Raw genomic sequence first — 24,164 nt, 5'->3', positions numbered from 1 at the left:
AACCAAGATCATGGAAAGAAACTTTAAAAAACCAATCGCATACGCCCTGTTCGCAGGCGTATTATTGATCTGCATGTGGGGTTGCGTGAAAGAAACCATCAAACACACCACCTCTGATACGGTAAACATTACCCAGTATTTTCAAAACAACGCAGACTTCTCCGAGTTGAGCAAAATACTCGATAAGGCCGGAACTGCATCCTATTTAAAAGCCTACGGCTCGTATACCTTTTTTGCACCTACAAACGCGGCCATCAGGCAGTATCTGAAAGACCTGGGTAAAAGCAGTGTTGATGATATCAGCGCAAGCGACTGGAAAGATTTTGTAAGATTCCACTTATTACAGGATTCGATCCCAACCTCACGCTTTACCGATGGGAAGCTGCCGAACCTGACGATGTACGGCCAGTACCTGATCACCCAATCGGTTAATATTGCCGGGGTGACAAAAACATGGGTAAACAGGCAGGCATACATTATTACGCCTAATATTGTGGTAGGCAACGGCCTTATCCACACGATAGACCACGTACTGATACCAGCCCGTTTAACACTGGCTCAAACCATTGAGGCAAACCCCAAATACAGCATTTTTACGCAGATATTAAAGGCCACAACCTTGTATGATACATTGAACGTGGTACCAGCCAATAACCCCGATAGTACCAAACGCTGGCTAACGGTAATTGCCCAGACCGATTCGGTGTATAATGCAGCAGGCTTCAGCAACTATGCATCGGTATTGGCAAAATACTCGAATACGGGCAATCCGAAGCTGCCGACCGATAGCTTGCACCTGTATATGGACAATCATATTATCTATGGCGCTAAATACCTTGCAGACATTATCCTGGATGCCGCACAGCGCACGCTTGCCCCGTCGCAGGTATTAACAACCAAACTTTCAGGCCAGACCGTATTGATTAACGACGATACTTTTAACGGCATTTATGAACCCGGTTTTATCCTGAACCGCCCGTACAGCGATGTGTCGGCCAGCAACGGCGTTTTACACGACGCATCCAAAAACTTTGTAATTAAAGTGCGCTATCCGTATGCCGTATTTTTTGATGTGTGCGCCATTCCGGATATCATGAAAAATACTGCCGTTTACAAAAAGGCTACCTATATCTATACCACCGATGCCGATATGCAGACTGTAGCCGATATCAAATTTTCGGGGCCGATCAGCTCCAACACAGCCAATACTCCGCAATATGTATACGGCACCGGCCAGGGCACAAGTAAAACATCCTACAACGTGGATATTTTCAAATGCCCGCTCAGTGCACCGGGCGGCAGCTATCCAAACTGGGTTGAGTTCAGGACACCGCTGTTGGTACGCGGGCAATATAAAGTTTGGGTAGGCTATTACCAGCAACAGCAATCGACCAGCAACGGTGGTACGCAGTGCGAGGTTTCCGCTTCGATGGGGCTCGACGGTACCACGACCCGCGATCCGCTGCTGAACGCGCGCACGCTAAACTTTATCACCAAACGCCCGGGTTTAACTAAAACGGTTAACGGCGTATCTGTTACCGATGTGGATGCCGAAGAAGCTATCGGTTTTAAGATCTATATGGCTAATACCGCGGGTTCGCAGGTTGCCAGGCTGATGGGAGTGGTTAATGTCACCACCACCGGCAGATACTGGTTCAGGCTGACCGGGGTAAACGGATCGCAGACCACCAATAACATCGATATGATCCAGTTTATCCCTGCTAACGCCAATCAGCAGATCCCTAAGTTTAACCCGGATGGATCAATAATCCCATAACGATTCAATGAATTAGTAATACCGATACGAATTATCAAAAAAATGATCAGACATAAAATAACATATACCATAGGCGCGATAGTATTACTGGCGGTTGTTTTATTCTCGGCCTGTAAAAAAAGCTGGGATAACCGCGACTCCGTAACCGACCCTGCACTCGACAAAACCCTGGCCCGGCAGATCAGTGAAACCGGCGATCTGAGCCAGTTCAACAACTGCCTGGTAAAAACAGGATACGATAAAGTGCTGGCCTCATCAAACTCGTTTACCGTATGGGCGCCAACCGATAATGCCATGAAAAATATCGATCCATCGATCCTCACAGACACAGCCAAACTCAAAAAATTCGTTCAGAACCACATCTCGCACCAGGCCTATTTTGTGCGGATGCCGCAGCCATCGTTAAAGATCAGGACACTCAGCGGCAAAAATATCACATTTACGGCAACTGCTTTCGACGATGCCAACATCGTTAAAGCCGATGTGTATGTAAACAACGGCGTACTGCACACCATCGATGCTGCATCGGCTCCCAAGCCAAATGCTTACGAGTATCTGTTAAGCTCGGTTGGCAGTAAGCAGAAAGCTTTTATCCAGGGCCTGTTCCATACCGAAACGGATACCTCCAAAGGTGTGAAGCTTTATACCGACCCGGCAACTAAAAAAACAGTGTTCCAGCCCGGAACTACCTTCCCGGTAACTAAAAACACCTATTTTCAAAGAGTTTCTGATATCAGCAGCGAAGACAGCCTGGTTACTTACATCATCTTAAACGACCAAGCTTATGATGCGGAGAGGGCCAAGATGGGGAAATATTATACCGTAACCTCATCAGCTGCGTCAACAGATACAGCTACACAGTTTGCTGTGGTTAAAGATCTGGTGATCAATCACGTGTACGATATTAATAGTCTGCCCGACTCGATGCTTTCTGTCGGCGGCGTAAAAATACACCTGGATAAAAGCGCTATTGTTTCCACCCAGCAATTAAGCAACGGCGTGGCTTATGTGGTAAACAGTATCAGCTATACCTTGTTCCAAAACAAGATACCTAACATTATCATACAGGGAGAAGCGCCCGACTCATTGCGTGTGCCCTCGGCAGTTTCGATTAAAACCAAGAAGACACCCGCAGGAGTAAAGTATACCGACATACAGAGCGCCAGCATAACCTCAAGCCCCGATCCGCTTTACTACTACAGGTATAAGCCGGTGGTTAACTCGGTAAAATACCAGGTTTACTGGCGTGCAGTAAACGATATTCTTACCGCGCCTTTTAACATGAAGGTGGATTTCAGCTTAACATCTCATTACCCTAAAGCGGCAGAAACTCAGCTGGCCACCGTAGGCTATAACTCATCGGGCGTATTGAATTACAACGAAGTTTACCTGGGCACCTATACGTCGGCCAATTATGGTTCGCTGTATACCTTCCTGGTATCGGCTACGGGTGTAACCAGTACTGCCCCGGCGGCGCTGTCGCTCGATTATATCAAATTGGTCCCAGTTAATTAACGTTTTATTTATACATAAAAGTTTATGCAATTTTTTACAAAACCGGCAAAAATACTTCTCTTACAAAGTGTTCTGGTTGCCGCAGCGGGATCAGTACTTGCCCAAAAGGCGGCTCCTGCTGCCAGGGCCAGTACAAAGGATGCAGCAGTTCAAAAAATACAGGTAGGCGGTATTATCAAAGATGCGGCCACAGGCAAGCCGCTGCCGGGTATCAATATATCTGTAGCCGGATTTTCTGCCGCCCTGGCCGACGATAAGGGCGCGTTTAAAATAGATGTTCCCCGAAGCAATTCGGTGTTAATCATTTCAGGGCCAGGTTATCAGCGTAAAGAGATAGCCCTGATGGGCCATACCAGCGTGAATGTTGATCTGTTCGAAGAATCATACAACTCGGCTTATAGCCTGGTTACCCTGCCTTATGGCTTGCAATCCAAAAACAACACGCCCTATGCCGTATCCCCGATCAATACCCAGGGCAGCTGGGACCGACCGGCAGAAACACCGGATACTTATCTGCAGGGCCGCGTTGCCGGCCTGGATGCGGTAAGGCGCTCAGGCACTCCGGACATAGGCGCCGATCTGAACCTGCGTGGGTTTAACTCTCTCTTTGCCACTACCCAGCCGCTGGTTATTGTTGATGGAATGATATACGACACCGGCAATTACGGTAATTCGATGATTGCAGGACATGTGAGCAACAAATTCGCCGATATCGACATCAAGGATATCGACAACGTTACTGTGATTAAAGACGGTGCAGCCATGTACGGCACACGGGGGGCTAACGGCGTTATACTGATCACTACCGGCCGCGCTAAGGACGTTGCCACCCGCCTGGATTTTTCGGCATACGGCGGGTATAACTCCAACATTAAACAACTGCCGGTGATGAATGCTGCCGATTACCGCATTTATCTTGCGGATTTATTGAAAACAGCCCCGGGAATGACTGACGCAACGATACAATCGCAGCCCTATTTTAATGATAACCCTAATCCGGATTATTACACCTATCATCAAAACACCAACTGGCAAAACCTGGTAACCAACAGCGGTTACAGTCAAAACTACTATTTAAAAGTATCAGGCGGCGACAATATTGCCACTTATGCCTTATCTATGGGCTATTTAAAAACCAATGGGTTAACTGATAACACCGGCCTTACACGCTACGAAACCCGCTTTAATGCTAATCTTAACCTATCTACAAAACTGGTGGGTAAGATCAATGTGGCTTTTACCCGTAGCCAGCAGGACCTTCGCGACCAGGGCGAGGCCTACAACACCAACCCTCTATACCTTGCCTTGGTAAAAGCACCGTTCCTGTCGCCTTACGAAGTTTCTTCAACCGGCGCTTTCTCGCCCAATGTTGCTAACAGTGATATATTTGGCATCAGCAATCCCTTAGCGGCCGTAAGCACCAAAGTGCAGGATATTAACCGCAGCTACCGGTTTTTCGGTTCGGCATCGTTTGATTATATCCTCAGCAAAAAGCTAACCCTATCCAGCTTGCTGGGCCTCACGTTCGACAAGGTACGCGAGAATATTTTTATCCCGGCAAACGGCATAGCGCCGCAGGCCTTCAGCAACTTTATTGCCGCCGATGAATCAGAGGCCAACGTGCAGCGTTTTCAGTCGATATACAACGACACCCGTTTGGCTTATAAAACCAAACTGAACCCATCGCAGCAACTCTCGGCAAATCTCGGTTTCAGGTATGCCGGCAACAGCAGCGAATCGGACAATGGCATAGGATATAATACCGCCAGCGATAGCTTTGTTACCCTTGGGGGCACGGTTAACTCAACCCGCAACATCAGCGGCTCATTGGGAAAATGGAACTGGCTGAATACCTATCTGAATGCTGACTATTCCGCGTTCGACAAATACTTCCTGTCATTTAACCTGGCGGTAGATGGCTCATCGCGGTTTGGTACAGCAATACCGGGCTCGCTTACTATTAACGGACTTAAATTTGCGGCATTGCCTTCTTTATCAGCTGCCTGGCTTATCTCTTCCGAAAAGTTCATGGCCAATTACCAATTTATCGAATCGCTTAAGCTGCGGGCAAGTTATGGCTTTACGGGTAACGACGACATAGGCAATTATACAGCCAAGACTTACTATGTTTCTCAAAACTTTGTAAACCGCGAGGGCCTGGTGCGCGGCAACATCGGCGACCCGGCTTTGAAATGGGAAACCACATCCAAACTAAATTTAGGTATCGATGCCTCGGTACTGAACGAGCGCCTGACGGTAAGCATCGATGCTTATCGCGATAAAACTTTCGACATGCTCATCCTGCAACCGGCCATCACTGCATCGGGTTTCAACTATACGGTAAGCAACGGAGGCAGTATGCGTAACGATGGTATCGAGCTGGGCATTAACGGCCGGCTGATCGATAAAACGGCCTGGAAATGGGATATGGGTATCAATATCGCTGCCAATCGTAACAAGGTGCTTAGCCTGCCGTTGGGCAGCTTTATTACCAACTATGGCGGTGCTACCATCCTTACAGCTACCGGCCTGCCTGCTAACCTGTTTTACGGTTACAAAACCAACGGCATTTTCCGGTCGGATGCCGAAGCTGCTGCTTCGGGCCTGAGCTACAGGGATGGCAAAGGAAATTCAATAGCTCCACAAGGCGGCGATGTAAAATTTGCCGATGTAAACAACGACAAGGTTATCGACAGTAAGGATATGCAGGTTATCGGCAACCCGAACCCAAACTTTTTGGGCGCTTATACCAATACGCTGACGTATAAGCGGTGGACGCTAAGCACGATGTTCACTTTCAGTTTCGGCAACCAGATCTATAACAGCACGCGCGCCTCACTCGAGTCATTCAGCGGGGCGCAAAACCAAACGCAGATTGCCGTTAACCGCTGGCGCAACAACGGCCAGGCAACAGATGTGCCGCGTGCAGCCTGGGGCGACCCGGCCGGTAACGCGCGTTTTTCTGACCGCTGGATTGAGGATGGCTCGTACCTGCGCCTTAAAAATGTTGCTCTAAGTTATAACATTCCGGTAAAGGGTAGCCTGCTCCGGTCGGCAACGGTATATGCAACCGGCACCAATGTATTTGTGCTCACTCATTATTTAGGTTATGATCCGGAGTTTAGTGCAGCAAGTATGCCTTTTGCGCGTGGTGTCGACACCGGTTTGGAGCCACAGTTCCGGTCGGCACAATTGGGTGTACGTATAGGCCTGTAAGTAAATGACAGTTTTTACCAATAGCAACATGAAGTTTATGAATAAAAATTTAAGTGGTTTTGCAAAAAAGGGTTTAGTGCTTGTGCTGTGCATGGGCAGTATGCTCTCCTGCAAAAAAACCTTTGATATACAACCTGAAGATGCCCTGCAACAAAGCCAGATGTACCAAAGCATCTACGATGCCGATGGCGTTATCCTGGGTATCTACGGCCAGTTTGTTGGCCTTGCCGATAAATACGTATTGTTAAACGAGCTGCGCGGCGACCTGCTCGACGTTACCCTGAACTCGGATACCTACCTGAAGCAGTTGAGCACACACACGGTAACACCCGATAATCCGTATGCCGACCCGCGGCCATTTTATAAGGTGATCAATAACTGTAATGATGCGCTGGCCAACTTTACCGTCATGCACCAGAAAAAATTGCTCGCCGATCCTGAATACTATCAGCGATACGCCGATATCGGCATCCTGCGCAGCTGGATGTACCTGCAGCTCGGTATACACTATGGCAATATCCCTTACGTTACCGACCCGATTGCCAACGTAAACGACCTGGCGGATGTTTCGAAGTTCCCGCGTATCAACTTCGACCAGTTACTTGATCAGCTGATCGCGTTCACCAACACCATCCCAAAACAATACCTCGATCAAAACACATCCGCAGCCAGCCCAACCCTGATTATGGCAACCAGCACTTACCCGATCAGGGATGGTGTATCTAAATTCTTTATTCACCGCCGCAGCTTTCTGGGCGATCTGAATTTATGGAAAGGTAACTACCTCATCGCATCTTCTTACTATAAAGACGCGATGGAAACAGCAAGCACCAACGTGTCATCCTCCGATTTCAGCATCAGCCTGTACGATACCTACCGGGTAGGGAACGACAATAGCGGCCGTAACACTTTGTTAACCACCGGCACGGTAAACCCATGGCAAAATATCTTTTCCAACATCATTGGTGAGTCCGAAACCAGCTTTGAAAGGATGTGGGTATTGCCGCTCGATCAGAATTATGGTACAAATCCATTCATCAACCTGTTCTCGGCATCTGCAGGTTACTTGGTAAAACCTTCGGCGCTTTCGATTGCAAACTGGGACAACCAGCTACGCGCCGATGGCAGCATAGGCGACCGCCGCGGGCCGAACGCATCGTACAAAATAAACAACGGTAAGCCTGAAGTTTTGAAATACACCGCTACTTATAACCCCTTAACACCGCTTACTACAAAAACCGGTATCTGGATATTGTACAGGGCCGCAACGCTTCACCTGAGATACGCCGAGGCAGCTAACCTGCAGGGCCGCAACCAGCTTGCCGGGGCGCTAATTAACCAGGGCTTGTACACCGACCTGCCAACTAAAATATCTACTTACAATGGCGTTAACGATACCTATCCGTTTAATTTCGATGCTTCGAAGGGAACGGTAAACGGCAACTGGTACCGCAATATCGGTATCCGAGGCAGGGCGGTCGATCAGAGCGTGACGTTTGACCCTGCTAACCTGGTTACCGATACCGAAAATAAGATCGTTAACGAAGATGCGCTTGAAATGGCTTACGAGGGCTATCGCTGGGCAGATTTGCTGCGCATAGCCTTAAGGCGCCAGACAACCGACCCTAACTACCTGGCCAACAAGATAGGCGCAAAATTCGACGCGGCCGGAAATAGCAGCGATGCAGCAGCGGTGAGGGCGCGCCTGGCTGATAAGGCAAACTGGTACCTGCCGTTTAAATGGCAATAGTAATTAATAAACATTGTTATAAGCACTTATGATCTACCGTAGAATACATATTACCGCTTTTTTTAGTTTGTTCGCTTTATTTAGCTATGCCCAGCAGCTCGCTTTCCCGGGCGCCGAAGGCTTTGGCAGATTTGCCACGGGTGGCCGCGGCGGGCAGGTTTATCATGTAACCAACCTCGACGATTCCGGCTCCGGTTCTTTCCGCGATGCGGTGAGCGTACCCGGGCGCACAGTGGTTTTTGATGTGGCAGGTGTAATCAATATCAAAAGCAAAATTGCCGCTAAACCGCGTATAACCGTAGCGGGCCAAACTGCGCCGGGGGATGGGATTGTGGTTTATGGCACCGGTGTCGGTTTTGCCGACAGCAGCATCATCAGGTATGTACGCTTCAGGGGCAGCATCAATATGCCCCGCGGCGCCTGTACAGTGACCGCGGATAACGCCAAAGACGTAATATTTGACCACGTAACCGTCGAATGGGGCCGCTGGGATAACTTTCACATCAAGGGTACGTCAAACATTACTTTACAATATTGCCTTATCGGCGAACCCATAGACCCGCAACGCTTTGGTGCATTGTTCGAAGACCCCCACAACGTAACCGTACACCATTGCTTATGGATAGACAATCACAGCCGCAACCCCAAAGCAAAAGCAGGTATCGAATATATCAACAACGTGGTATACAACTGGGGCGTAAACGGCCTTGTGGGCGGGCACTCAGGTGCTAACCACTACCAGGATGTGATCGGCAATTATTTTATTGCCGGGCCCAATTCAGGCCATGCCTTTTTGGGAATGTTCACTACAACCGATCATGTTTACCAGCGTGGCAACTATATCGACATGAATAAAGACGGCATTTTGAACGGCAGGCCTGTAAGCGACACGGATTTCGTAAGCAAGCACGTAAAACCCGCCATCATCGTCGACTCCAACTCGTTAAAAGGCGCAACCCTGCAACACAAGCCCAACTTTAAGCTGGATGTAAAAGTTGATGAGGCCGAAGTTGCTTATCAAAAAGTACTGACAGGTGCCGGGGCATCGCTGCACAGGGATGAGATTGATAACCGTATCATCGGCTATCTCCGTTCGTTAGGCAAAGAAGGTAAAATATTTAAAACCGAGGCCGAGGCAGGTGGGCAGGGAAAAATTAAGCCAGCCAGGTCGCCACAGGATTCGGACGGTGATGGTATACCCGATGATTGGGAAACCGCTCATGGCCTTGATCCGAAAAATGCGAAAGATGCTAACCTGATGGCCGGCAAATCGGGTTATACCAATCTTGAAAGCTATTTAAACAGTCTTGTTCCGGCTAATTAGTATCAGCCGATTTTTTGGGTTCTGACTTATGCTTGTCTCTTCATACAGTTAATAATTGGTTAGTGGCTTATGCCCGAAACAACAATGGCCGCCGCCCGGTGGCCTTGTTGTTTTTTACAATGCAAACCAGCTTACATCGGTTATCATTCTGATTCGCCTGATACTGTATACAGAAACTTTGTTTCGGGTAGACCCAATTGTGAATTTGTTTTGGCCACACATATCGTCGTCCTACTTCACGCTAAACTGAAAGGTACCCGAATCAGAGGTGTTGCCGGCTGCATCTTTGGAGTAATACTACACTATATCTGGCAAGTGTATCTGAACCAGGAGGCCCTTTTTTTGAGGTAAAATAAATTGTATCCCCTTACCCTCTTGCCTAAATTAAACAGAGTTCTTGCTTTCATTGTTCGTATCATTCGGACTCAAATCGGCTTAAACAGCGTCATTTAACACCACGCCAACTCTATTTATTTCATTTACCCATCAAACAAAAGCGCAGCTCCTACGTACAGGAACCGCGTTTTTGCGATCGCAATAAAACTGAGCAAGGATACTCTGATCAAAGATGACCGGCGGCATTTTCAATAACAGCGGCGACAGCTTTAGCCTGCGACATGTAAAGCGTATGGCTCCCTTTCAATTCGGTTACTACCGAACCTGCGCGTTTGTACATAGTACGCTCAAGCACAGGGTTAATACTTTTATCTTCGGTAGCTACTATAGCGTACGAGGGCTTGCTTTTCCAGGCGGCTTCTGTTAGAGGTGTTAAAAACGATTTGACAGCAATGGGTTGTTGAGAGTCGGCCATAAAACTTGCTTTGTCGTCGGTTTGTTCGGCAGCAAAACACTCTTTAAACTTTGCTTTATCAAAATAAACTATCCCTTTTTCATCGGGTGGTAAAATACCATTAACCGGTAGCGGGGGCCCCGATTGGAGCAGGCCAATGGCGGTCTCCCCCTGTTCGGGCACAAATGCGGCCACATAAACCAGTCCCGCCACTTTGGGTGAAATACCTGCCTGAGTAATAACCGCCCCTCCCCACGAGTGCCCCACTAATACAACCGGGCCATCCATTTTGTCAAGCGCAAGGTTAACGGCGGCCACATCGTCTTCGAGCGATGTTAAAGGATTTTGCACGAGGGTAACGTTATAACCGTCTTTTTTCAGGATTTTATAAACTGCTTCCCATCCGGATGCATCCGCGAAAGCTCCATGAACGATCACGATATTTTTTACCGGGGTTTTTGCTTGTCCAAAGCTATCGATGCATATCATCGTTAAAAATAAAACAGCTGCCATTAAGATGAACAGCCTTTCGAAAGTTAGTTGATTTTTCATGAGTATAGGTAATTAAGCTAACAAGCCTTCGCATCAATACTTTTTGAACCTTCCTGACATCAGGTATGCCATTATGATATAATAAAGCCTTTTCATGCTACCCGCCTGCTGCGTGTGAATATTAAGATTTAATTAATTGAATATCACAATTGATGCGAATCTCGTCGCTTACCACAATTTGCCCCGCTTCTGTTACTGCATCCCATGTCAGCCCGAACTCTTTGCGGCTTATTTTACCGGTTACAGTAAATCCTGCCTTGGTTTGATTATACGGGTCTGTTACAATGCCGCCAAAATCTACATGAAGCACAATAGGTTTGGTAACACCTTTGATGGTCAGGTCGCCACGGAGCAGGTATTCATCTGCATCGGGCTCAAACTTTCTGCCACTGAAACTGATCAGCACATGCTGCTGGGCATTAAAAAACTCTGCCGATTTTAAATGTGCATCGCGCTGATCATTTTTGGTGCTGATCGAATCAACGTCGGCAGTAAATTCAATTTCGGACGCGGTTGTAAAATCATCGCCATCGGTCAATACTTCCAGGTTGTACGAATGGAAGTACCCGGTAATAGTCGTAATCATCAGGTGCTTTACCTTAAACTGCACTTCACTGTGTGCAGGGTCGATTTTCCATTTTGTTGTCATAGTATTCGCTTTTTTTGTTTGATAGCAAGACAACGAACCAAGTGCCATCATATTAAAACATTGATAATGTGGCTATTACAAAAAAAACCTACGAACCGTGATTACTTTATAAAGTGATTTTATTTCGTAAAGCAGCTATATACCGTTACTGCATTGGGTATCTGCGATACAGACCGGTAAATGCACGTGCAGCAATAATTCTCCGGGCAACGATATATCGTGTTTAACGCAACGATATATCGTTGCTGGCCCGGCATTTATAAACCAGCTATTAACTAAAAACAACGATTTTAATAGGTCTGTGCCGTCTTTTTTGCCTTTATCGGCGTCAGTACTTTATATATCCATAAAACGGCAGGGTTTGTGACTTGCGAAAACGTTGTGCCGGCCGTCATCATGTCAACACTAATCAAACCGGGCGGCAGAACTATCTAACACCCGCTATTTCACAATTTACTGCACACCGGATGGCTAAAATTTTAAATTTTGCGTTATTTTTTTCATTCGTAACCGTTTATGCCTCTGCGCAACCAACTCCTCCTAAAGATGTAAACATATTATACAAACAACTGCGCGCAAGCAGCGCCGATACCGGGCGAGTAAGCATCTTGTTAAATATCAGCCGTTACTACAATGCTGCCCAGGTCAACCAGCCGGCATTGCCTGACAGCGCCCTGGCGACAGCCAGTCGTGCAAGCCAGTTGACCGGTAGGTTATCATTTAATGAGGGCGTGGGTTTAAGTTACCAGTTGATGGCCCAGGCGTGGTGCAAAAAAAAGGATTTTAAGAAGAGTGATGAACTGATCAGAAAAGCAATCGCTGTTTTTGTGAGCCACAATTTATACCGCGACGCGGCCGAAGCATATTTAAACATGCAGGAGTTTTATCTTTCGGCCGGGGGGCAGGACTATAAGGTAATGATCCGCTATTACGAACAGGCTTTACCTTTATTTGAAAAATCGGGCGCAATACTCCGCGCCGCCGCCACCCTGAATGTACTTGGTGATTTTTACCTGCAGATTGATGATTTTACCCACTCCATTGCCGACCTCGAAAAGGCCCTGGCCTATTACCAATCGAAAGGCTACCGGTATTTGCAAAGTATTTATACGCTGCTTGGCGATGATTACCGCTGCCGGGATAACTTGCACGAGGCTTTAAAATATCAACTATTGGCGGTAAAAACCGCAGAGGCTGTAAAAGATAGCAGTATGGAACTGTGCAGGATATATAACCATACCGCCCTTGTTTATTACGCAATTACCCAGGTTACCCAGGCAAGTTATTATTTTAAAAAGGCAATAGCCGTAGCCGAAAAATATCATAGCGAGGATATGATCGATCTTTCATCAAACCTGGCACATAGCTTAAATGCGGGCAATTTACCGGCAGAAGCTATTGCGGTACTTAAAAAAAGTGATAAAGAGTTTCCGCAGCTTACACCCGAAAAGCGCATGTCGTACGATATAAGCTACCTGGTTGCTTACGTAAAACTTAAAAAATACCGGGAGGGCCGGCCTTATTGCGAACGTTTGTTAAAAAATTATGATGCCTCGTACAATAGCCCCAGCGAAAAATCGAACGCTTTAAGAGCTCTCCTGATGTACAACATAGGCGTCGGCAATTACAATAAAGCAGCAGCATTAATACCTGTCTATAAAAAAGCCATAGGGAATGTCCGTCTTAAAAACAGAGTCACATACAACAGCTATCTCTATAGTTACCAGATAGATTCGGCCCGTCAGAATTATCTTTCGGCGATGCAGAATTACCGCATCTATGTTAGGCTTAAAGATTCGGTACTGACGGCTACCATCAATAAGCAGATGCAGGAGCTGCAGGTGCAATACGATACCGAGAAAAAAGAGAGAGAGAATTTATATTTAAGAAAAGAGAGCCTGTTGCAGGCAAGCCGTATTAAGCAGGCCGATCATATCCGCAATCTTACGCTCACGGGCATCGTTTTTCTTTTGATCATCGTTGTGCTGCTTTATTTTGGTTACAGGGCAAACCGCCTGAATAGTAAGGCGATCAGTGACCAGAACGTTATGCTCAACAAATTGGTGGCAGAGAAAGAATGGCTGCTTAAGGAGATCCACCATCGCGTTAAAAATAACTTGCAGATAGTTATGGGCCTGCTGCAGCGGCAATCTTCCTATATCGATAACCAGGATGCGCTGATCGCCATACAAAACAGCGAAAACCGCATGCACTCCATTGCTTTGATCCATCAAAAGCTTTATCAATCCGAAAATCTCGATTTGATCTGCATGCCCGAATATGTTAACGAAATGATACAGCATTTAAAAGTTAGCAGTAACTTAGATAACCGGATATTTTTTGAAAAGCAGGTGGATGATATTTACCTGGATGTAACGCAGGCCGTGCCCCTGGGCCTGATACTGAATGAGGCCATTACAAATGCCATTAAATACGCGTACCCGGCAGACGAAGCCGGGATTATTTATATTTCGTTGGTTAAAGGTAAAGGGCCGCTGATTCACTTAACCATTGCTGATAACGGACCGGGCCTCCCCGAGGGGTTTGACATCGGCAAAGCCGAATCATTAGGCCTCAACTTAATGAAAGGATTAAGCAAGCAATTGGGTGGAAGTTTTGATATCGCGAATGAGGATGGTTGCATGATAAACATTAGTTTTGAAACGGATGTGTTCGGCAGAAACATTATGGAAACAGAGTTAAGCTCAGCTAAAAGATTATGAACAAGAAAAAGGTACTGGTAGTTGAGGATGAATTTATTATTGCCGATGTTTTGGCCAATATCCTGAAAACTGCCGGCTATGAAGTTTGCGGCATTGCCGATAGCGTAAAAGAAGCAATGCAGATGATAGAAGAGTTTGCGCCTGGGTTTGTATTACTGGATATTTACTTAAAAGGTAAGCTGACGGGGATAGACCTGGCGCACCATCTTACCGAAAAAAACATACCGTTTATATATATATCGGCCAACTCAAACCAAAAAGTATTGGAGGCGGCAAAGGTAACCAACCCTTATGGCTTTGTAATCAAACCTTTCCGGGAGAAGGATGTACTTATTGCTTTGGATATTGCGCTCTATCGATACGAAAACCAGATGGAGAACGGCTTAAGGCAAAATGCTGTATTGCAAAAAAAAGCTGCAGAAATTTTAGCTTCGGCGGCAAGCTGGACGTACAAAATATTGCAGATGGGCAAAACGCTGCAACCTTACGTCCCGTTTGAGTTTTTATCGGTGGGTATGAAACAGGAAGCAGACGAAAGTTTTTATGAAATAGGTTTTTCGAGGATCGGGTTTGATGAATACCAGTTTATAGGCTGTGCAGAACTGATGGTAATCACCAACCGCAAAGAGCACGAGTTGGCCAAACTTAAAGCAAATGACCAGGCCGATCTGATGGCCACCTGGTACGACGAATTTGAATTGGATATGCTTTTAAAGTCGCCCTCGCTAAAAAAGCTTTATGTAGAAACCTATAATCTTAAATCACACCTGTCGGTACCCATACCGGTAACCACAGGGAAATTTTTTTACTTTAATTTTTATAGCCGGAGGGTCGGTGCCTACCAGGCTGATAACCTGGTGGTTTGTAACAGGCTACAACCATTGCTAAGTAATTTTATGCAAAGCATGTTGTATGCATCCGACAGCCCTTTTATAGCCAAAGCAAATAACCACGAAATTAACCGGCAGACAACACCAGCCGGACAGGCCAACCCGTTTAGTGGTATTATCGGCAGCAGCCATTTGCTGCTCAATGTTTTTGATAATGTGATACAGGTGTCAAAGTCCGACTCTTCGGTACTGATATTGGGCGAGAGCGGTACCGGTAAAGAGAAGATAGCCGAGCGTATCCACTCGTTATCGTTAAGAAAGGATAAACCGTTTATCAGGATAAATTGCGCTGCACTGCCAACCTCGTTGATCGATTCTGAACTGTTCGGTCACGAAAAAGGCGCCTTTACGGGGGCGTACGAACGGAAAACAGGCCGTTTTGAGCAGGCACATACCGGCACCATCTTTCTGGATGAAATAGGCGAACTTCCTTTAGAGTCACAATCAAAATTGCTGCGCGTTTTGCAGGAGAAGGAGATTGAGCGCATCGGCGGCCGTACAACTATTAAAACCGATGTCCGTATCATTGCGGCTACCAACCGTAATTTGGATAAGGAAGTAGCCGAGGGCCGTTTTCGGCTTGATCTTTTTTATCGTATCAATGTTTTTCCGATAGTGATGCCGCCCCTGCGCGACCGCAAGGAGGATATACCCGACCTGGCTGCCCATTTCTTAAACATCTACGCCCGTAAAACCGGCAAAACCGTACGCGGTATTGCGCCGCAGGTGATAGCAAACATGCAGCAATACCATTGGCCGGGCAATATCCGCGAGCTTGAAAATTTAATAGAGCGCAATGTACTGCTTACCCGCGATGATATGATCACCAACATGGTGCTGCCAACTCAATTGGAACAGCCCCCCACTGCTACGCTTGCCAGCGCCACAGTTACAACCATGAGCGAGGGCGAACGAGCCCATATCCTGGCGGCGCTTAAAAAGTGCAACGGTAAGATATGGGGAGAAGGCGGCGCCGCCAGTTTATTGAATATACCGCCTACCACTTTAAACTCAAAAATGAAAAAGCTGGGCATCCGTAAAGATTTCGGCGCCTAATTAAGCTATTGTTTGACGAAGCAGCTTGTTTGCCCCAAGCCACGCTAACATTAATACAGCCGGGAGCAACACTGCTACCAAGCCGTATTGTTTGGCCATTAAAGCGCCTGCAAGGCATCCCATCAAAAAACCGCCGATTAAAGTAATCTGTTTTTTAAAGCTTGTCCATACTTCGGTATTGGCGGCGGTAATGCCTTTAATCAAATCGAGCGAAGCCTGGGTTACGTTACCCGTCATTACAGTTGTTAAACCATAAGTTGCCTTGTTAAACAGTTTACCGAATGTGTTTTGAAACGCCATAGCTATTACAATCAGTATCGCAACTAACTGCACCTGCCAGCCGCTGCCCTGCCCGTTATTCAATAAAAACACTGACACTACACCGCTGATTAACAATAGCAGCGCTTCTAAAACAAGCAATGTGTATATATTGCTTGTTTTTTTGGCGATTTGCCCGCCCAGCATTACCGCCAATATAAAAACGGGAAAAGTGAGCAGTTTTTGCCAGCTTTGATGATCGGAGTGTTTAACAATATCATAAGCAAACACGATAAAATTGCCGGTAACGTGAGCCGAAAATAATTCGCCTGCGGCAACAAAGGTAAGCGTATCGCAAAAGCCGGCCGCAAAACACAGCAGCAGCGTGGTATTCCTGGTGAATTTTTCCGTGTCCATCGTTACCTGATATGTGCTCTTAGCATCCAGGCCATTTTTTCATGTTTTTCCATCAGGGAAGTAATAAAATCGCTTGTGCCGGCGTCTTCCAGGTCGTTTGCAAAATAATTAATATTCTCCCGCAGATGAATAACCAGGCTTTCATGGTCATTCAATAATTCTTTGATAAAACCTGACCCGGTATTTATACTGTGCAGTTGCTCGGTAAAATGGGTGAGTTCAAGGAAACTTTTCAAAGTAGCCGGGGCGTAATGCCCAAGCGAACGGATCCGCTCGGCCACATCATCCATTAGTTCGTCCAAAACCTCGTACTGTGTTTCGAAAAACAAATGCATGCTGTGAAAGTCTGGGCCCTCCACATTCCAGTGAGCATTGCGGGTTTTGGTATACAACAAAAATTCGTCTGCCAGAATGCTGTTTAGCGCATGTGCAGTTTTCTCCAGGTTGATGGCTTTTATGCCGATGTTTGGTTCCATAGTTTATAGTTTTAAAAGTGAATGGTTCAATAGGTGTTTATCCGTACTTAGAATTTGAAAGTTATCGTACTGCCTACCATTAAAATATCTTTGCCGGGCCCGGCTTCCTTTAAATAGTCGCCGGCACTAAACCAGGTAAATTCCTCTCTTAAATATAAATATTTATTGGGCGTATATTCAAATGCCCCGCCTAACTGGTTGCCGATTTGTTTTGATACGCCCGCCTGGCCTGCGTAGAGCAATGCGCCATTTACGGCATACAGGCCATCGTTTGCGGTCATGCGCCAAAACATGTCGTAATCTGAAGAAAATACGAGTTTTTTGGTCAGGTTAACCTGGACGTATGGGTGTAAGTCGGTTAGGTTGTAAGGGCCGATCAACGCAGCCAGCCCAAAATATGCTCCTTTGGGGAACAGCGGGTTAAAGGTATTCATTCGGCCGTCTTTAGGATTTGTATCGCCGCTGATAGCCTCCGTCTTTAACCCGACTTGCGGTTTGCCCTGTGTTTTATAAAACGTGTAAGAGATATTTGCCGAAGCTGTCCAGGCCGAAATAGTATTGCCTGCAAAATTGCCGAACTGATAAACGCCTTCTATATCGTATTGCCAGGCCTGTGTGGTTTGCCACAACCTTGTACCTGCAGAGTGGCGCGTTTCAGCACCTTTGCCGTCATTAAATACGGCCGCCTTTTTATAGATGCCCAAATAATAGATATCAAAATTTTGAACTACGGGCACCTTGTTAAAAACTCCGTAGGCCCCCCAAAATTGCGTGCCATTGTTAAAACCATCATCAAAAATATTGGGCTTGGCAGGCACGTAGCAAGAGTAAAAAACATCAAGTTTGATATCCTTGCCGCCGTACATCAGTTTGGCAGCATCAAAAGATTGCCGGTTATTCGGAGCCTCGCGTACGGCCACTAAACGCTGCGACCCATAAGATAATTCCTGCCGGCCTAAGCGTAAAGTCAGGTCCTGACCGCCGGCTGATGTGACGGTATAATCGATAAAAGCCTGGTGCAGATCGAGCGGGTTTTGATCTACCGGCGATGGCATTTCTGCTTCGCCATTAGCCAAACTGCTTTGCAATTGTACAAAAGCCCTGAAACGCTTCCCCGAATGTAAATCTATATGCCCAAGGTAGCGGGTTAGGATAAAACCGTCCTTATCCTGCGGCGCTTCGCCCCAGCCCTCGTTGTTAAAGTGAAAATACTGGTAACGTACTTCGCCGCCAAAGCTGAAATAAGTAGTCTTATCTTTTGAAACAGGGTTAAATTTGAGTTGATGGTACCAATTAGCCGAAGTATCGTTGGCGAGATAGCTGTAATTTTCATCATACCGTAACGATTTGAACGGAACTTCCTGCGCCATGCACGCGCAGGAAGTAAGGATAAAAAATAAGATAACGAGGTTTTTCATAAAGGTTGATGATAGGGTCGCTGAATCGGTGTCTAAAAAAATGATGTTCGTATTGTATACCGTGTACAACACAAATACCAACAGTATAAACCTTTGATTATTAAATATTTAAAATTAAAACCACATCGAACAGTAGCTTTATTTCGGAGTTTTACCGGTTTTTTAACGATATAACGTTGTCGTTGAAATCTGCCTGAATTACTTGTTTCAAAAGCACTTTAACCGTATTTCGTTGCCGGGGGGGGGGTGAATTGCGAAATAGCGTTTTTGTTATTTTCACACACACTTACAACTCATTCACAATTAGATAGTTATTTATTTGGAACACTGGTTGAACCTGGTTCAAAAACAGAAACATGAATCAGCAGCCAACAAAAAAACTTAATCGCAGCTTAACCAATTGGGTGATACGATTACATCAGATAGGATACACCGACGACTTTTTAGCAGTCAACAGAGACAAGCTGCAATGCGTTCAAAGCGGAGAAAACTTTGCCATTAGCGATTTGCACGTAAAATTGATAGACTGCGGATACGATCTGCTTACCCGCACTTATCAATACATTCACACTATCGATACCCAGGTAGGCTATCGTGGTTTACTGATCACCAACGGCATTTTAAGATTAACTAATTGAATGCGCATGAAAAGCAATATAACATTGAATATGCCCAACTCTGCGGCATTGCGGAGACTGCTGGAAAACCATCTATACAAAGTATTTGCAAATAATGCCATCGGCAAGTATCTTACTATGGATGACTGCGGAACTGAATTTCGGCCGATCAATAGTTTATCCGATAATGTCCTTGCGCTCCCGTATATTAAAATGACCTATCAGGCTTGGATTGAGATGGATGCCGCCGACAGATATGCTGTACTTAGCAAGTTTCACCATCTGTATGCAGGTTTGCAGGTTGTTAATACCGGCAACCGTAAAACAATGATCTTCTGTGCGTTATTCGTTCATGAGTTTGCCGCTGTTTTAGCAGAGGCCATGCAATGGCCCGATTAAAAGTCGCTCACGTGTTTACGGGTAATGCCTAAACGTTTCATTTTTGAATTAAGCGTTGTAGAGGGTACCTGGAGCAATTCGGCCGCACCTCCGGGCCCTGATATACGGCCGTTGCACTTTCTCAGCACCAACAAAATATAATCCCTTTCGTTATCGTCGATAGACTTAATACGTGTACTTTCCTCCGGCGTACCGGCAGCCCCGGGTTTGCTGGCAATAGTAACATGATCGATAACCAAACCTCGGTTTAACAAAACGCTTCGTTCTATCAGGTGTTCGAGTTCGCGTACGTTGCCGGGCCAGTGATACGCGGCCAGATCATTCAACGCCTGTGCCGATAACGACATACCTGGCTTACCCACCCGCTCCCCATACTTACGGACAAAAAAAGCTGCCAGTTCGGGCAGGTCTTCCTTCCGATCGCGGAGTGCCGGTAAATGTATCGGGAAGATATTCAACCGGTAATACAGATCGAGTCTGAACTTGCCGGCCGCAACTTCTTTTTCCAGGTTGCAGTTCGTGGCTGCAATTACCCTTACATCTATTTTAATTGTCTCGCGGCCGCCAAGTCTTTCTATTTCTTTTTCCTGCAATACCCTGAGCAATTTGGCCTGTGATTCGAGTGGCAGTTCGCCAATCTCATCTAAAAATATAGTACCGCCGTTTGCCAGTTCAAATTTACCGGTGCGCTTGTCAACGGCTCCGGTAAATGCGCCTTTTTCATGCCCGAATAATTCAGATTCGATCAAATGCGTGGGCAACGCAGCGCAGTTAACCGTTACTATCGGTTTATTTTTACGGGCAGATAGATTGTGTACCGATTTGGCAAAACGCTCTTTTCCGGTTCCGCTTTCCCCCAAAATCAGCACTGATGTTTCCATGGGCGCCACCAGGGTAAGGTGATCTAAAGCCGTCAGTAATAAATGGCTGCTGCCTATAATGCCGTCGAAACCGGGTTTGGGGGAGTTTTTTTCTGTTTTACTGTTACCTGCCTGGCTAACGGCGCCGGTGATAGCCGTTTCTGTCCTATCCGGACAGGTGTTTAATATCCCTTCTATCACCGGGGCAAGCGTTTTTTGTAAACGCCTGGCCAGGGCCAGGTGCTGGTTATTGTAGATATCGTTCTTACGGCTGTAAAACGATATGGTAAAACCCCGGTGGCCAGCCACAGGTATAAATATGGACAGGTTGGCATCCATTTTAAATAGCCGGTTTACCAGGCTTTTTTCTGCATTACAGCCGCAAGCATTTATAAAAGCCATGCCGTTATAAACAGCAGTTTCAACGTCGTCTTCGGTGGGTTCCTGTATTTTTAGCAGCTCGTGTTTTTTTAACCCGGCTATCGATAATAGTTCTTCGAAACCAATAACCTGGTACTCGTTAAACCCGAGCCGTAAAAAACTTGTCCCACGGTAAGGGATACTGTCCATGTTTTTCATCCCGATGGCCGCGTAGTCAAAAGGGATATGCGGTTGCAACAGTTTGGCAATTTTTAAAAGTATCTTTCCCCAGGGGCTATTATCGGCCAGGACATCTGCTAATGCCCCCAGAAGTAACAATTCGTTGTTTTTACGTGCCGATATATTTTGCCCGTGCAGGTATTGTGCAATTTCGAGGCTTACCAAAACGTCTTTCTCCCGAAAAGGCTTAACCATAAACCCATAGGGATTGGTAGCCTTGGCTTCTTCGAGTATTTTTTGATTAGAATTGGCCGACAAGTAAACAAAGGCAATATTCTGCTCTCCTAAGTATCGCGCCAGATCTATTCCCGTCAACCGGCCATTTAAATGTATATCAAGCAATACGAGTTCGGGCTGATATCTGGTTATCATTTCTTTTGCCTCTTCTACCGAGTCGGCGATACCGCAAACATCATAGCCCGCATCTTCGAGCGTGATGGAAAGATCGTTGGCCACAATAAATTCGTCTTCAACAATGAGTATTTTTTTATGCATAATCATAGGCTTAAACCGCTTTCAAAAGTTTCTCATCAACAAAATCCACAATTATTGTTATCCCTTTGCCACTTTCAACCCTAAGGCTGCCACCCAACTGTTTGCTCAGGCCGCGCATTAAGCTCATGCCTAACGATTTGCTTTTAGCGAAATCTATAGTTTCAGGCAAGCCCACCCCATCATCATGTATGATAAGCGTGCACACCCCTTCTTCCCGTGGTTTCAGGGTAATGCTGATCTTACCGTTACGGTTACCCGGAAAAGCATATTTGATGGCATTGGTAATGGCCTCATTCAATATCAACCCCAAGGGCACTGCCCGGGTAACATCCAGTTTGGCGTGGGCAATATCCGTTTCAAACGTTATACGCGGGCCGGTGTCGAAGCTTTCGCGCAGATAGGCGATAAGATCGGTTATATAGGCTCGGATATCAACCAAAGCCAGGTTTTCTGATTGATATAGCTTTTGATGAATTAAGGATATGGATTGCATACGGTGCTGGCTCTCGCGGATAGCTTTGTATGCAACATCGTTATCAAGGTAGTTAGATTGCGAGCTAAGCAGGCTGATCACTATCTGCAGGTTATTTTTCACCCGGTGGTGAATCTCTTTCATGAGCCATTCCTTTTCCTGCAACAGATCGTCTTTTTGATGTACCAGGTTGGTTAACGATTGATTCTTCTGTTCAATTTCTAATTGCTGCACCTGCAATTGCCTGTTTACGCGTTGTTTTGAACGATAACTGTTATAAGTGAGCGCCAAAAGGATCAGCAACAACAATACACCACCTGCGATGAGCTTTTGTGTTGTTTTTTCCTGGGCAAGGTTAATTTTTTGCAGGCGCGCCTGATTGTTCAGCAATTGAACACGATCTGCTTTTGCTTTGAGCTGCTGATCCTTTTTCTCTGTTTCAAACTGGATCTGCAATTGGGCGACCTGTCTGCCCTCTCTCTCGTTCCAGATGCTATCCTGCAAGCTGTTAGCTATTTTCAGATTTTTGTAAGCCGATGCAAGGTTATTTTCTATCGAATCGAGCGCGGCCTGCCACGAATAGGTCAAAGCCAAAGCCAAAGTATTGTGTTGAGCGGCCACTGCTTTCCTCATCAAGCTTAAATGCGCCCGGGCAGGTCTGTCCTGGTGCGTGGCGATATAGTATTCGACCAGGTAGTTTTGAATAGCCAGCATAAAGCTGTTGTTTTGCTTATCTTTTTTGATGGCCGTTTCAATGCGGTCGCAATACACCTTAGCCTCTGTAAATTTTTTTAAACTCACATAGCATCTCAAAAAACAAAGATCAAACCCAATGTGGCGCGTTATTTCGGCAGCTGGAAATTGCTTAGAGACTTTTTTTAACATATCGGCACAATCAGCAAACCGCCCCTGGGCCGTCATAACCTGCGCAATAAGTACATATTCGTTTATCTGCGTTTGTATGTCTTTACATCTTGTGGCAACATTTAGCGATTTTTGAAAATATAACAACGCAGGCTTAAGCTCCTTCATATTATAATAAGTTATACCGACACGGTTGTAAACCGCACAAGCCTGCATAGTAGTATCTTTGCCCAGCTCTGTCATTTTAACTGCAAGTAAACCATATTCGAGGGCCTTGTTTAAATTGCCGAGTTGTGCGTTAACAGAGCCCAGCAAATCATATAACCCTTCTTTGTCAAACACTCCGGCGTATTCTATAAGAGCTTGTGCCTGCTGGAGGTATTGCAATGATTTGAGGTTATCGCCAGCCACGTAATAGAAATCGCCCAGCACTTTCAAAGTAGCTTCCTCGCGATTTTTTGCAGTTGTTTTTTGAAATAATGCAAGCGCCTGCTGGTAATACGCTATTCGCACGTTGATGTCTGTACCGCCAAAATACTGGTAAAACTCTTCCATATTTAAAACCACTTCGGCGGCTTCCCGCAAAAGCCGGTTAGCTACAAACAGGTTTTTTGCCCGGCGCAGGTAATCCATTGCCTTCGCAGTATCTCTCTTATTGCGCCAGGTTTTAGCTTGTGCGGTATAGCTGTTTGCCAGTCCGCGTTTATCATTAAGCGTCAGGCTTAATTTTTCAGCATCTGTGCCATAAGTCATGGCCCTGTTTATTTCGTGTGATGGATCGGCCAGGTTGTTATAATAATCAGCCAGTTTCAATAACGTACTTAATCGCGATGTATCAGGCCTGCTGTTTAGCAGGCGCGCCTGCAACGCCGCCGGGTTAGGCACCTGCGACAATGCATTACCAACGATTACCAGTAAACCAAAGGCAAACAAAATGGCCCGGATGTATACAAACATTTTCTTTCGACAAATTATATTCACGTTTTTTCTCCCATCTCCCGCCCTTTTGCAATATCTGTTCCTGTATTTTAACTAACTGAAATACA

16 protein-coding genes are annotated in these 24,164 nt (G+C 46.1%); 9 read left to right on the top strand and 7 right to left on the bottom strand.

What is annotated here, in order from left to right:
- Positions 1-10 precede the first annotated feature (10 nt).
- Genes BEL04_RS11610 through BEL04_RS11590 form a run of 5 tightly spaced genes read left to right on the top strand, consistent with a single transcriptional unit; the run spans position 11 to position 9,582 of the window.
- Positions 11-1,777 carry a fasciclin domain-containing protein gene (locus BEL04_RS11610; RefSeq protein ID WP_066003941.1) on the top strand — a complete coding sequence of 589 codons (1,767 nt, stop codon included), beginning with the start codon at positions 11-13 and terminating at the stop codon, positions 1,775-1,777.
- A 42-nt stretch (positions 1,778-1,819) separates the two neighbouring features.
- Positions 1,820-3,292 (top strand): fasciclin domain-containing protein, encoded by a 1,473-nt coding sequence (locus tag BEL04_RS11605; protein ID WP_066003936.1) that lies wholly within the window; start codon positions 1,820-1,822, stop codon positions 3,290-3,292.
- Positions 3,293-3,316: 24 nt separating this feature from the next.
- Complete coding sequence (locus BEL04_RS11600) at positions 3,317-6,508, top strand: SusC/RagA family TonB-linked outer membrane protein (RefSeq protein WP_066003933.1); 3,192 nt, start codon at positions 3,317-3,319, stop codon at positions 6,506-6,508.
- A gap of 37 nt (positions 6,509-6,545) precedes the next feature.
- Positions 6,546-8,258, top strand: a complete 1,713-nt coding sequence (locus tag BEL04_RS11595) for a RagB/SusD family nutrient uptake outer membrane protein (RefSeq protein ID WP_175404065.1) — start codon at positions 6,546-6,548, stop codon at positions 8,256-8,258.
- A 28-nt stretch (positions 8,259-8,286) separates the two neighbouring features.
- On the top strand, positions 8,287-9,582 hold the full coding sequence (locus BEL04_RS11590; RefSeq protein ID WP_066003931.1) for a hypothetical protein: 1,296 nt from the start codon (positions 8,287-8,289) through the stop codon (positions 9,580-9,582).
- A 562-nt stretch (positions 9,583-10,144) separates the two neighbouring features.
- On the opposite strand, the gene BEL04_RS11585 is transcribed toward BEL04_RS11590, so the two are convergent.
- Both BEL04_RS11585 and BEL04_RS11580 read right to left on the bottom strand, forming a co-directional pair.
- Positions 10,145-10,924: an alpha/beta hydrolase gene (locus tag BEL04_RS11585; protein ID WP_066003930.1), complete on the bottom strand. Its 780-nt coding sequence runs from the start codon at positions 10,922-10,924 to the stop codon at positions 10,145-10,147.
- 121 nt (positions 10,925-11,045) lie between these two features.
- A complete protein-coding gene (locus BEL04_RS11580; protein ID WP_066005211.1) occupies positions 11,046-11,573 on the bottom strand; it encodes a YceI family protein in 528 nt (175 codons plus the stop codon).
- Between the two features lie 467 nt (positions 11,574-12,040).
- On the opposite strand from BEL04_RS11580, the gene BEL04_RS11575 reads away from it, so the two are divergent.
- Together BEL04_RS11575 and BEL04_RS11570 are read left to right on the top strand one after the other, a co-directional pair.
- Entirely contained in the window at positions 12,041-14,296 is a 2,256-nt protein-coding gene (locus BEL04_RS11575) for a histidine kinase dimerization/phosphoacceptor domain -containing protein (protein ID WP_066003928.1), read from the top strand.
- Entirely contained in the window at positions 14,293-16,242 is a 1,950-nt protein-coding gene (locus BEL04_RS11570) for a sigma 54-interacting response regulator (RefSeq protein WP_066003926.1), read from the top strand. The genes BEL04_RS11575 and BEL04_RS11570 overlap by 4 nt, the downstream gene beginning before the upstream one ends.
- On the opposite strand, the gene BEL04_RS11565 is transcribed toward BEL04_RS11570, so the two are convergent.
- The 3 genes from BEL04_RS11565 to BEL04_RS11555 are packed head-to-tail and all read right to left on the bottom strand — an operon-like array spanning position 16,243 to position 18,811.
- Positions 16,243-16,917 (bottom strand): YoaK family protein, encoded by a 675-nt coding sequence (locus BEL04_RS11565; RefSeq protein ID WP_066003923.1) that lies wholly within the window; start codon positions 16,915-16,917, stop codon positions 16,243-16,245. It lies immediately after the preceding gene.
- Positions 16,918-16,919: 2 nt separating this feature from the next.
- On the bottom strand, positions 16,920-17,393 hold the full coding sequence (locus tag BEL04_RS11560) for a Dps family protein (RefSeq protein WP_066003921.1): 474 nt from the start codon (positions 17,391-17,393) through the stop codon (positions 16,920-16,922).
- 47 nt (positions 17,394-17,440) lie between these two features.
- Positions 17,441-18,811: an alginate export family protein gene (locus BEL04_RS11555; protein ID WP_066005208.1), complete on the bottom strand. Its 1,371-nt coding sequence runs from the start codon at positions 18,809-18,811 to the stop codon at positions 17,441-17,443.
- A 404-nt stretch (positions 18,812-19,215) separates the two neighbouring features.
- Between BEL04_RS11555 and BEL04_RS11550 the strand changes: the two genes are divergently transcribed.
- Positions 19,216-19,449 (top strand): hypothetical protein, encoded by a 234-nt coding sequence (locus BEL04_RS11550; RefSeq protein WP_175404064.1) that lies wholly within the window; start codon positions 19,216-19,218, stop codon positions 19,447-19,449.
- A gap of 6 nt (positions 19,450-19,455) precedes the next feature.
- Complete coding sequence (locus BEL04_RS11545; RefSeq protein ID WP_139113016.1) at positions 19,456-19,827, top strand: hypothetical protein; 372 nt, start codon at positions 19,456-19,458, stop codon at positions 19,825-19,827.
- Here BEL04_RS11545 and BEL04_RS11540 read toward each other — a convergent pair.
- Both BEL04_RS11540 and BEL04_RS11535 read right to left on the bottom strand, forming a co-directional pair.
- Positions 19,824-21,782 (bottom strand): sigma 54-interacting transcriptional regulator, encoded by a 1,959-nt coding sequence (locus tag BEL04_RS11540; RefSeq protein WP_066005203.1) that lies wholly within the window; start codon positions 21,780-21,782, stop codon positions 19,824-19,826. The two genes, BEL04_RS11545 and BEL04_RS11540, sit on opposite strands and share 4 nt — an antisense overlap.
- Before the next feature lie 10 nt (positions 21,783-21,792).
- Positions 21,793-24,075: a histidine kinase dimerization/phosphoacceptor domain -containing protein gene (locus BEL04_RS11535; protein ID WP_066003914.1), complete on the bottom strand. Its 2,283-nt coding sequence runs from the start codon at positions 24,073-24,075 to the stop codon at positions 21,793-21,795.
- Between the last annotated feature and the right edge of the window lie 89 nt (positions 24,076-24,164).

Origin of the sequence: Mucilaginibacter sp. PPCGB 2223, from assembly GCF_001705515.1 — a bacterium.
Lineage (GTDB): Bacteria > Bacteroidota > Bacteroidia > Sphingobacteriales > Sphingobacteriaceae > Mucilaginibacter.
The sequence above is the reverse complement of the archived record's forward strand: the minus strand, read 5'-3'. Positions and strand labels throughout refer to the sequence as shown.

Excerpts from the sequence above, each read along its gene's own strand:
- BEL04_RS11605 (WP_066003936.1), top strand. The coding sequence starts at position 1,820 with ATGATCAGACATAAAATAACATATACCATAGGCGCGATAGTATTACTG.
- BEL04_RS11595 (WP_175404065.1), top strand. The coding sequence starts at position 6,546 with ATGAATAAAAATTTAAGTGGTTTTGCAAAAAAGGGTTTAGTGCTTGTG.
- BEL04_RS11565 (WP_066003923.1), bottom strand. The coding sequence starts at position 16,917 with ATGGACACGGAAAAATTCACCAGGAATACCACGCTGCTGCTGTGTTTT.
- BEL04_RS11610 (WP_066003941.1), top strand. The coding sequence starts at position 11 with ATGGAAAGAAACTTTAAAAAACCAATCGCATACGCCCTGTTCGCAGGC.
- BEL04_RS11575 (WP_066003928.1), top strand. The coding sequence starts at position 12,041 with ATGGCTAAAATTTTAAATTTTGCGTTATTTTTTTCATTCGTAACCGTT.
- BEL04_RS11570 (WP_066003926.1), top strand. The coding sequence starts at position 14,293 with ATGAACAAGAAAAAGGTACTGGTAGTTGAGGATGAATTTATTATTGCC.
- BEL04_RS11545 (WP_139113016.1), top strand. The coding sequence starts at position 19,456 with ATGAAAAGCAATATAACATTGAATATGCCCAACTCTGCGGCATTGCGG.
- BEL04_RS11535 (WP_066003914.1), bottom strand. The coding sequence starts at position 24,075 with ATGTTTGTATACATCCGGGCCATTTTGTTTGCCTTTGGTTTACTGGTA.
- BEL04_RS11540 (WP_066005203.1), bottom strand. The coding sequence starts at position 21,782 with ATGCATAAAAAAATACTCATTGTTGAAGACGAATTTATTGTGGCCAAC.
- BEL04_RS11585 (WP_066003930.1), bottom strand. The coding sequence starts at position 10,924 with ATGAAAAATCAACTAACTTTCGAAAGGCTGTTCATCTTAATGGCAGCT.
- BEL04_RS11590 (WP_066003931.1), top strand. The coding sequence starts at position 8,287 with ATGATCTACCGTAGAATACATATTACCGCTTTTTTTAGTTTGTTCGCT.
- BEL04_RS11555 (WP_066005208.1), bottom strand. The coding sequence starts at position 18,811 with ATGAAAAACCTCGTTATCTTATTTTTTATCCTTACTTCCTGCGCGTGC.
- BEL04_RS11580 (WP_066005211.1), bottom strand. The coding sequence starts at position 11,573 with ATGACAACAAAATGGAAAATCGACCCTGCACACAGTGAAGTGCAGTTT.
- BEL04_RS11600 (WP_066003933.1), top strand. The coding sequence starts at position 3,317 with ATGCAATTTTTTACAAAACCGGCAAAAATACTTCTCTTACAAAGTGTT.
- BEL04_RS11560 (WP_066003921.1), bottom strand. The coding sequence starts at position 17,393 with ATGGAACCAAACATCGGCATAAAAGCCATCAACCTGGAGAAAACTGCA.